Source organism: Nesterenkonia sp. AN1 (assembly GCF_000582475.1).
Lineage (GTDB): Bacteria > Actinomycetota > Actinomycetes > Actinomycetales > Micrococcaceae > Nesterenkonia > Nesterenkonia aurantiaca.
In genome coordinates this window covers 45,024-54,168 of sequence record NZ_JEMO01000003.1, presented here as the reverse complement: position 1 = coordinate 54,168, position 9,145 = coordinate 45,024, and the positions used below count along the sequence as shown (strand labels likewise).

Genomic DNA, 9,145 nt, shown 5'->3' with positions numbered 1-9,145 from the left:
ATCTCTACTGAGAACATCGAAGACCCTGCCTTCGAAAAGCCATCGCCGTTGTCGACCAGGATGCCACCCTGTTCCACGGAACGGTGCGGGAGAACCTGTTGCGAGGTGCCGATCCGATACGCGACACCGAACTCCTGGCTGTACTGGACAGGGTGAAGGCCTTGGAGTGGGTCACTCTCGAGGACCATATCGGTCAAAACGGTCTGCGGCTCTCCGGGGGACAACAAGCCCGGCTCTGCCTTGCCCGCGCCCTGATCCGGAAACCAAAGATCCTTCTTATTGACGAGGTGACTGCCAGCTTGGACTCGGAGACCGAACGCATCATTTCTGACGTCATCGCGGATTATGAAGGCACAGTACTCGTGGCCTCACACCGAAGCGAGACCCTGCAACGGCTCGACCGGGTCCTACACCTCACCCCAACCCGCTGAACTTCAATACCCGGTCCTTCGCGGCGCACCAGGCGCACCAGGCCGCTGGCGGTGACCCATATCTGAGGATTACGACAGGCGGTCTCAACCGGTCAACGCACCACCTGTGATTCTGAGAGTATCGCGGGCTGGTTCGCGGTGGTGAGGTGGGCTTGGTAGAGGTCGTTTGAGCTGGCCCATTCCAGGACCTGCCAAGGACGATCGTTGATGAGATTCGCGATGTCGTCGAGGTCTTTGGCTGTGAATCGTCGAAGGTCGGAGCCTTCCGTGAGGTATTGGCGAAGGATCCTGTTCGTGTTCTCGTTCGATCCGCGTTGCCAGGGGCTTCCTGGGGCGCAGAAGTAGACGTTCATCCTCAGGTCCGTGGAGAGCTGCTGATGCTCTGCCATTTCCCGACCACGATCCCAGGTCAAGGGCCGGCGCAACGGCTCTGGGATGTCCTTGAACGCGTTGGTCAAGGCAATGCGTACGGCGTCTGCCTTGTATCCGTCCGGGAGGTGGACGACTTTCACGGCCCGGGTCGTGCGCTCGACCAGCGTCGCTACCGCGGAAGGCCTCTTCCCCCATAACGAGGTCTCCTTCCCAGTGGCCTGCTTCAAGACGGTCCTCGATCGACGCCGGTCGAGCCGTGATGGGCACCATGTTCTTCAACCGACCTCGACCTGATGCTTGCTTTTTCTTGCGGGGCCGACGGGTGGTGCACCTATAGCGCAGATGCTGGGACATGCCTCGGTCAAGCTCACGGCGGTAGACGTAGTAGATCGACCGGTAGATCCCCTCGTGGGACAGGCGCATGGCCGGGTCTCCGGGGTAGGCCAGCTTCAACCATGCTGCGATCTGCTCGGGTGACCAGCCCAGAATCAGCTTTGCCTTCACGACGTGCAGCAGCGCTGGTCTTTGCTTGAGCCGGGTCAGCTTCGGTCGCTTCGTGCGCATACGGGCTGCCTGTTCGGCGGCCGTTGCCCGGTAGGCGCCTCGTCCGCCGTTGCGTGCGAGCTCCCTCGAGATACTCGAGTGAGACCTTCCCAGGGCGGCTGCGATTCCGCGCTGAGACAACCCTGCTGCAACACCGCGGGAGATTTCCTCGCGCTCCAGCTGAGTCAGGTGCCGGTGATTCCGTCGAGGAATGTTCGGCTTGATGCCTCCATGGCCCCGGAGGAAGTACTGGATCGCGTGAGCCGGTTGCCCTACCCGTTCACCGACCAGGCGGAACGATTCACCGTCCCGCCACCCCTCCCAAATCGCCTGCTGCTGCTCCATCGTGAACTCCACACGCACCTCCACCACTCATCCTGCCCAAGTAGTGGTGCGTTGACCGGTTGAGACCACCAATGCTTTTTGGGGCACTGCAATCCACTAACGTTGCACAAGCCAACGGATTGCTCCTCCGATACTTCTAAGCGATTCGCTCTAGGTGTGGGGGGTGTCAACAATCTCGTACTCATCAAGTGACTTCGTAGATGCCGCCCGGATGTCCAGGGTCTCGCGGACAACGTCGCATAAACGTTTTCGGCCCTGCACTTTGCAGTCACCCGAGCCAGAAGCGCCAAAAATACCCAACGCACGTCCCTTACCTGCGGCAAATCTCGGCTGATACCAAATTCCCGTGAACCCGGCTTCGTGGAAAGCGCCTGCCCAGTCCTGGGAAACTCCATAATCCGATATCGAGCACAACTCATTCGATATGCGGTACGCGAATACCTCACTACTCGTCAGCTTCGCAGCAGAAACTCCGGTTGGTAGCTCCACGCTCGATATGACACGTTCTTCCAGGAACGTATCCGGGACTAAGCCAGAGGCCACGAAATCGGGCCCTACTACCTCGCGAGCGGCTGTCTCAGCGGTATTCGCGAGGTAGCAGGTCCCCAGGGGTTCCGTAAGATCGAACCTTCCCGCGCCACTAGACGCGAAATACCAAGGTTCATTCTCGACCTTATGAGCCCGTTCCCACACAGTTTCTGCTCGGACTACTCGCCTTGGAAAACTCTTCAAGTCGAGACCTTCAGCGGGCGACTGTTGCTTCGGCATTTCTCTCGGAGTCGAACCCATTCAAGCGGACCACCGGTTGGACGCACGTCTCGCTGCACGAAGGGCAACCTCTTTCTCGCCTTCGTCCAGAAGTTCTACTGGCGTACGTTTCTTGTCATCGTCCACCTGAGGAGTGCACAGCCACTGCGCGATGGTGAATGGATCCACAGCTTCGCGGAGCGTCTGCACAAGCTCCATCACGTCTCTTCTAACTTCCGCGCCGTCGAACTGGAACAAGGGGAACAAATTCTCACCCTCAACCTTCAGGGCAAGAAGACGACCTTCCTTTGCCCTTTTACTGACGCCCGCTCGAGTCATACTCCAAAGTTCTGTCAAAGCTCTCGTCGAATAGACCGGACCGATCTGCTTGCCAAACTCTCCTGGCGGAGTCGGAACCATCCGCGCCATACGCTCGCCTACTGCAGACAAGTCAGTTACCGCTTCAATGCGTTCGTCCGGCATTTCGCCAAGCCGCTTCTCAACGTCGCGAACTATTGCGCGTCTATTTAATTCAGCCATCTGCGGTGACATCGCTACCTCCTCGTCAACCTTGTCAACACTGTCAACACTATGACTCGGCGTCAACTCCGTCAACACGGGAAAAGCCCGTCAGAGACGTGGCTCCCTGGGCGACGGTTACGTATCGGTGCGGCAGGCCCATGGTTGCGCCGTCGAACGACTGAAGGCGGGGCATGTCCCACAACCAAGGAACTGGGACTGGCTGCAGGTGTGCCCGAGATCGGTATGGCTTCCGTCGCAGATGGTGCTGCCCGCGATCTGACACGACTGGCCCCCGCAGGCCGATCGATCACTGCGACGGTTCGACGCCTAACCCCGCCCTACAATGGCGTGATGAGCCTCCATCATGTCCAGAAAGGCGCCGGAAGCCCCCTGCTGCTGGTGCACGGCCTCGGGGCGGGTCTGCGCTCCTGGGATCCGATCATCGACGCGTTGGCCGCGCACCGGGAGGTCATCGCGGTCGACCTACCCGGATTCGGCCAGACCCCGCCGCTATCTGGCGAGGTATCGATCGCCACACTCGCCGATTCGGTCTCACAATTCATCGACGAGCAGGGCCTTCACGGCGTTGCCACTGCCGGGCAGTCGATGGGTGGGCGGATCGTGCTTGAGCTCGCCAGACGCGGGGTCGGTGGTGACACCGTTGCGCTGGACCCTGGGGGTTTCTGGAACGAGCGCGAGCTGACGGTCTTCAGCTCTACACTTCGGCTCTCGATCGGCCTGGTCCGTGCTCTGCGCGGTGTACTGCCGACACTGTTGAACAATCGCGTGAGCCGGACCGCGCTGCTCGCCCAGTTCTCTGCCCATCCGTGGTCACTGACGCAGCAGACTGTGCTACCCGATCTGCTCGGGTTGGCCGATGCTCCAACGACGGATGCAGCGATGGACGCGCTCACGAAGGGGCCCAAGCAGCAGGGCGCTCCGCTCGGGACGGTCCCCGGTCGCGTCACCATCGGGTGGGGACGTCGCGACCTCGTCACCGTTCCGCGGCAGGCGCATCGCGCCGTGGCGGCGTTCCCCGATGCGACCCTGCACTGGTTCTCCCGGTGCGGACACTTCCCCCAATGGGACGCGCCGCACGAGGCGGTAGAGCTCATCCTGACCGGCACTGACTGACAACTACGGTGAATCAACGAGCGACGAGGCAAAGGGTCTTTATGTCTCATTAACCTAATGGTTTTCGAAACGACCCAACTGCAGGAGCGACTGCATTACTCCGTCCATAATCGACACGGGCCCTGCAAGCTTCCTAGGCCGATTCCGTGTCCGTTCACTTGGTCTGGTTCGGGTGGCTGGTGTGCACCTGCTCCAGGTAAACCGTGCCACCGTCAACATAGAACCAAATGCGGGCCGCGCCCTTCTGGGTTGGCTTGTGCTGCCAGCGCTCAAATTCACGGCCATCACGGCGGACCGTAGCAAGTTCGCCACGCAGCGGGTAGTTCGTCGACGTCCTCGCCGTCGGTGTGGCGGTCAGGAAGCCCCACGTATCCACCATGGGGTTACGGATCGTCGCGACGAGATCGATCCAGCCCTTCTGCGCGCCAGTCGAGGAAAAGTAAATCTCGTACTCGGACTTCTTCGAGGGCCGCGATACTAAGTTCTTCTTCGCCACGCTCAGGGCCGCTCGACTGGTTCGTCTTCATCGAGCCACTCGACCGGCTGCACTCCCAGACCCGCAGCGATCGCCGTCGCCGTCTCACGCCATGACGTCAGTTCAGCAAGAGCAAGGTGCGGCTGTCCCGTAGAAAACGACGCGCGAGAAGCATCAACGAGGGCCCGCGCGCACGTGGCGCGCTCCTCGGGGCGAGAGCGCGAGCATCCAGGGAAATCGGTTCGCCATCCGCACCTCTAAAGGACCGTCCTCAAGGGTCACGGTGACCAGCTCAGCGGCGAGCTTCAACAGCTCCGTACGAGCATCGGCTTCCCGTTGGGACATGAGCACCAGCGACTCCCCATCACGCCGGGTCACCGTCACAGGGTGGTCCTCGGCCTCAGCGAAGACCTCAGCCGAGTGCTTGCTCAGGTCCGAAGAGCGCCTCGTGGCGACGGAATTATCAATGGCGAGCGTCATACGACCATACTATTCGGATCGTGTTCGGAAGTCCAGAGGTGGACGGCACTGCATCCACCCCCACGCGCACCAGTTCCGTGAACGGTAGCTACTCACACGCTGCACACGCACCTCTGAGACATACCCATAAGCAACACTCCCCCGGTCTAGAGAGGGTCTGCTGCACCGGTAGGTGACATCTACTCTGGCTTGCCTGCGGGCGGCCTGGAAGGATGTCCTTGTGCCCAAGCCCTATCCCTCAGAGTTCCGCGACGATGTTGTCCGCGTGGCCAGGAAGCGTGAACCCGGAGTCACGATCGAACAGATCGCCAAAGACTTCGGTGTCCACTCCATGACGCTGCAGAAATGGCTGCGCCGGGCTCAGATCGATGACGGGGCCAAGCCCGGTCAGACCCGCACCGAGTCAGCCGAGCTGCGCGAAGCCCGCAAGCGGGTCCGGCTCTTGGAACAGGAGGTCGAGGTAYTGSKGCGGCAGASCCTATCTCTCGCAGGCGAACCTGCCGGGAAAAGGCTCTACCCGCTCGTGAGTGAGCTCGCCGTCGATGGGATCCCCATCGCGGTGGCGTGCCGGGTCTTGAAGCTTGCTCGTCAGCCCTACTACCGGTGGCTGGCTGATCCTGTCACTGACGCTGAGCGGGTCCAGGCCCATCGAGCGAACGCGCTCTTCAATGCCCACCGTGATGACCCCGAATTCGGCTACCGATTCCTCTTGGATGAAGCCCGTGATGCTGGTGAGCCGATGGCAGGCCGTACGGCGTGGCGGATCTGTCGAGACAACGGCTGGTGGAGCGCGTTCGGGAAGAAGAAGGGCGGCAAGGGCCGCCGGCCCGGCCCACCAGTCCACGACGACCGGGTCCAACGCGACTTCGCCGCTGATGCTCCCAATCAGCTCTGGCTCAGCGACATCACCGAACACAAGACCGCTGAAGGAAAGYTCTATCTCTGCGCGGTCAAGGACGTCTWTTCCAACCGGATCGTGGGRTATTCGATCAGTGACCGGATGAAGGCCCGCCTGGCCGTGGATGCAGTCAACAACGCCGTGGCTCGGCGCGGTGACGTGGCCGGGTGCGTGTTCCACACCGACCGCGGATCGCAGTTTCGAGCACGGAAACTGGTGCGTGCTCTGGGTCGACATGACCTGGTCGGATCGATGGGCAGAGTCGGGGCCGCGGGAGACAATGCGGCGATGGAGAGCTTCTTTGCGCTGCTTCAGAAGAACGTCCTGGATCGCCGCTCATGGCAGACCCGCGATCAGCTGCGGATCGCGATCGTGACATGGATCGAGCGGACCTATCACCGCCGCCGCAGGCAGAAACGGCTATTGGGGTTGACCCCAGTTGAGTACGAAGCAATCATGAACACCGGCGTCGCTCTCGCGGCGTGACTACACCTGTCACCTATTGGTGCGGCAGACCCGATGCATATTCAGGGTGGAGGGTTTTTCTCGTCTCAGGACACCAGAGCGGCACCGCAGGAGCAGCCGGGTTCTCAGACCGGGCCAGCCGCAGCTAGGCCGGGTCCTGGACCAGCGCGTAGACCCGGGACGGGCTCGCGGTCCCATCCACGATGGGCAGCGGAGCCACCACCAGCATCGCCCCCACGCTGGGGAGCTTGTCCAAGTTCTGCAGCGAGGTGATCCCGTACTTGTCATTGCCCAGCAGGTGATAGTGCACCGGGAACGGCGGGTCCAGTTCGGCGCCGCGGCCGGCGTCGATCCCAACCGTCTCCACCCCGATGCCCGAGAGCGAGGTCTGCTCCGCGATCCACAGGGCCGCCTCTGCCGAGATGCCGGGGGTGTGTGAGCCGGTGTCGTCGGCGTTGAGGAACGACTCCTGGTCCTGGGAGAACCGGTCCCATCCGGTGCGCAGGAGCAGCCAGCCGTTCTCGGGCAAGGGACCGTTCGCGGTCTCCCAGGCACGGATGTCCTCGATCTGCAGCAGGAAGTCAGGATCCTTTTCCACCTGCTCCCTGACATCCAGCACCGCGGCCGGGCCGATGAGTCGCTCGGGCGGGATGGAGGCCACGTCATGGCCCTCTCGGCCTGATACCCAGTGCACCGGAGCATCGATGTGGGTACCGACGTGCTCACCGGTGTGGATGTTGTGGTGCTTCCAGAACGGCCCCGGTTCGTCATACTCCGAGACCTTGTCCAGGCTGAAATCGATCAGGTTGGCGAAGGGCTCGGGCAGCTTCAAGGTCGGTGTTGAGGCGGACAGCGGATTCGTGAGATCGACGATGCGCACGGAGCTGTCGGCCAGGCCGGCGAGCAATGCATTCACTGCGGTCATGTGGTGACACCCTCTTCTCGAGATGGATCTCAGCTGAGGCTATCGGAGTTTCAGTGCCCCTTGAAAGCCTCCGCCAGCCACCAGGAGCCTCCGTCGTCGGCGACCTTCGCATCGATCACCAGGGGACGCCTGGGGTCTGACCCGACCCATTCCCGCAGCGGTGCAAGGTCCTCGGTGGAGCGCACGGTGATGCCGTCGGCACCGAATCCTCGAGCGATCGCGGCGATATCCGTGTCGGGGAACCTCACCGTTGCCAGGTCATGCCCCTCACCGAAGTGGTGGACTTCGGCCGAGTAGGCGGCGTCGTTGTAGACCACCACGACCAAGGGCAGCTCCAGGCGCACCGCGGTCTCCAGTTCCTGAACGGCCATCAGGAACCCGCCGTCACCGGTTCCCAGCACCGGCATCCGACGGGGCTGCGCCAGGGCCGACCCGATGGCGGTGTACAGGCCCAGCCCGATCGATTGGAACGCCTGGGTGAAGCAGAAGCCGAACTCATCGGGCACGTCGAAGTACTGGCTGGGGTAACCCATGAAGTTGCCGGAGTCGACACTGACGATCCGCTCGGCCGGAAGGATCCGGTTGATCTCCTTGGAGAGCTCACGCGGATCGATGTTCTCTCCGGGAGTGCCCAGGTCCTCGGTCGGGGTCTGGTCCCAGCGCGACTGGGTCGCAATGCGCTCTTGCACCCCAGGTGTGCGGTAGCCGGTGCGCTCCCGGCCATCGAAAGCCCCCAGGAGTGCCTGGGCGACGCCGCGTGAACCGCCGAGGATCGGGAGGTCGACGCCGCGATGGGCACCGAGTGCGGAATCCTCGACGTCGACCTGGGCGACCACGGTGTCGGGACCGATGAGCCTGCCGTGGCGGGTGGTCCACATGTTCAGGCCGCAGCCGAAGGCCACGACCAGGTCGGCGTCGCTGATCAGCTCTGCGCTCAGGGGCGAGGAGAAGCCGCCGGAGATGCCCAGGTCGAAGTCGTTGCTGTGGAACAGTCCCTTCGCCACGGCGCTGGTCGCCAGCAGGGCCCCGGTCGCCTGCGCCAGCGCTGCGATTTCATGCTTCGCTCCGCGCCCACCACGCCCCGCCAGGAACACCGGCCGCTCGCTGCGAGCCAACGCCTCGATCAGTGGCTCGAGCTCGCCCTGGGACGGCGTGATCTCGGGTCGCGGCTCGACGCCGAGCTGCGGGATCTCTCCGAGAGCCTCCGCGGCCTGGACGTCCAGAGGAAGATTCAACACCACGGTGCGGCGGTCCCGGACTGCCGTGCGATAGGCCCTGAAGGTGTCTGTGAGCGCAGATGCCGCGGAGTGGACGCGTTCCGGCTGTGCCGAGAGCGCGCGGGCGAAGCCTGTCTGGTCCATGGCGAAGTTGGAATGGACCTGGTGAGCCGCACTCTCCGCGGCCAGCACGATCATCGGGGTGCGGGACTTCGCGGCTTCGGTGATTCCGGTGCCGGCGTTGGTCAGGCCGCACCCCTGGTGCAGGCTCAGCACGCTGACCTCCCCACTCATCCGAGAGTAGGCATCCGCCATGGTCGCCGCGCCGCCCTCGTGCCTGGAGGCGATGAAGGGCACTCTCGCTGCGCGCAGGGCATTGGTCACGATGAAGTTTCCGCTGCCCACGACGCCGAAGGCGTGGCCGACACCGAGGCGGGCGAGGTAGGTGCCGACCTGTTCTGCGACGGTGATCATCTGCTCTCCTCCGGCTCGTTGAATGGCTGGCATGACCTATTCGACCATGCCGAGCCTGATCGGCGATGCCGGACCCGAAGCTCCTCGGTGCGCGCACCTTGTCGCGGAGCCTCGGCG

Annotated in this window: 7 protein-coding genes and 3 pseudogenes; 3 read left to right on the top strand and 7 right to left on the bottom strand. The window is 62.9% G+C overall.

Annotated elements, in window-relative coordinates; genetic code table 11:
• Positions 1-32: 32 nt before the first annotated feature.
• Positions 33-431 (top strand): annotated as a pseudogene (locus BG28_RS02295) (ATP-binding cassette domain-containing protein); the annotation flags it as partial.
• A 92-nt stretch (positions 432-523) separates the two neighbouring features.
• Here the strand turns inward: BG28_RS02295 and BG28_RS16640 are convergent.
• From BG28_RS16640 to BG28_RS14105, 3 genes and pseudogenes are all read right to left on the bottom strand, one after another.
• Positions 524-1,691: pseudogene (locus tag BG28_RS16640) on the bottom strand (IS30 family transposase).
• Positions 1,692-1,841: 150 nt separating this feature from the next.
• Positions 1,842-2,459 carry an RES family NAD+ phosphorylase gene (locus tag BG28_RS16635; protein ID WP_161634782.1) on the bottom strand — a complete coding sequence of 206 codons (618 nt, stop codon included), beginning with the start codon at positions 2,457-2,459 and terminating at the stop codon, positions 1,842-1,844.
• 21 nt (positions 2,460-2,480) lie between these two features.
• Positions 2,481-2,990: a hypothetical protein gene (locus tag BG28_RS14105; RefSeq protein WP_152539185.1), complete on the bottom strand. Its 510-nt coding sequence runs from the start codon at positions 2,988-2,990 to the stop codon at positions 2,481-2,483.
• Positions 2,991-3,188: 198 nt separating this feature from the next.
• On the opposite strand from BG28_RS14105, the gene BG28_RS02280 reads away from it, so the two are divergent.
• Positions 3,189-4,094, top strand: a complete 906-nt coding sequence (locus BG28_RS02280; RefSeq protein ID WP_235180933.1) for an alpha/beta fold hydrolase — start codon at positions 3,189-3,191, stop codon at positions 4,092-4,094.
• Positions 4,095-4,248: 154 nt separating this feature from the next.
• On the opposite strand, the gene BG28_RS02275 is transcribed toward BG28_RS02280, so the two are convergent.
• Together BG28_RS02275 and BG28_RS02270 are read right to left on the bottom strand one after the other, a co-directional pair.
• A complete protein-coding gene (locus tag BG28_RS02275) occupies positions 4,249-4,590 on the bottom strand; it encodes a hypothetical protein (RefSeq protein WP_036473814.1) in 342 nt (113 codons plus the stop codon).
• Positions 4,591-4,592: 2 nt separating this feature from the next.
• A pseudogene (locus tag BG28_RS02270) lies at positions 4,593-5,049 on the bottom strand (prevent-host-death protein).
• A gap of 220 nt (positions 5,050-5,269) precedes the next feature.
• Between BG28_RS02270 and BG28_RS02265 the strand changes: the two are divergent.
• Positions 5,270-6,433, top strand: a complete 1,164-nt coding sequence (locus BG28_RS02265) for an IS3 family transposase (protein ID WP_084479342.1) — start codon at positions 5,270-5,272, stop codon at positions 6,431-6,433.
• A gap of 124 nt (positions 6,434-6,557) precedes the next feature.
• Here the strand turns inward: BG28_RS02265 and BG28_RS02260 are convergent, their stop codons facing one another.
• Positions 6,558-7,337 carry a cyclase family protein gene (locus tag BG28_RS02260; protein ID WP_036473812.1) on the bottom strand — a complete coding sequence of 260 codons (780 nt, stop codon included), beginning with the start codon at positions 7,335-7,337 and terminating at the stop codon, positions 6,558-6,560.
• Positions 7,338-7,387: 50 nt separating this feature from the next.
• Positions 7,388-9,028, bottom strand: coding sequence for a thiamine pyrophosphate-binding protein (locus tag BG28_RS02255; protein ID WP_133725964.1), 1,641 nt, complete (start codon positions 9,026-9,028; stop codon positions 7,388-7,390).
• Positions 9,029-9,145: the final 117 nt, after the last annotated feature.

Excerpts from the sequence above, each read along its gene's own strand:
- BG28_RS16635 (WP_161634782.1), bottom strand. The coding sequence starts at position 2,459 with ATGCCGAAGCAACAGTCGCCCGCTGAAGGTCTCGACTTGAAGAGTTTT.
- BG28_RS14105 (WP_152539185.1), bottom strand. The coding sequence starts at position 2,990 with ATGTCACCGCAGATGGCTGAATTAAATAGACGCGCAATAGTTCGCGAC.
- BG28_RS02260 (WP_036473812.1), bottom strand. The coding sequence starts at position 7,337 with ATGACCGCAGTGAATGCATTGCTCGCCGGCCTGGCCGACAGCTCCGTG.
- BG28_RS02255 (WP_133725964.1), bottom strand. The coding sequence starts at position 9,028 with ATGATCACCGTCGCAGAACAGGTCGGCACCTACCTCGCCCGCCTCGGT.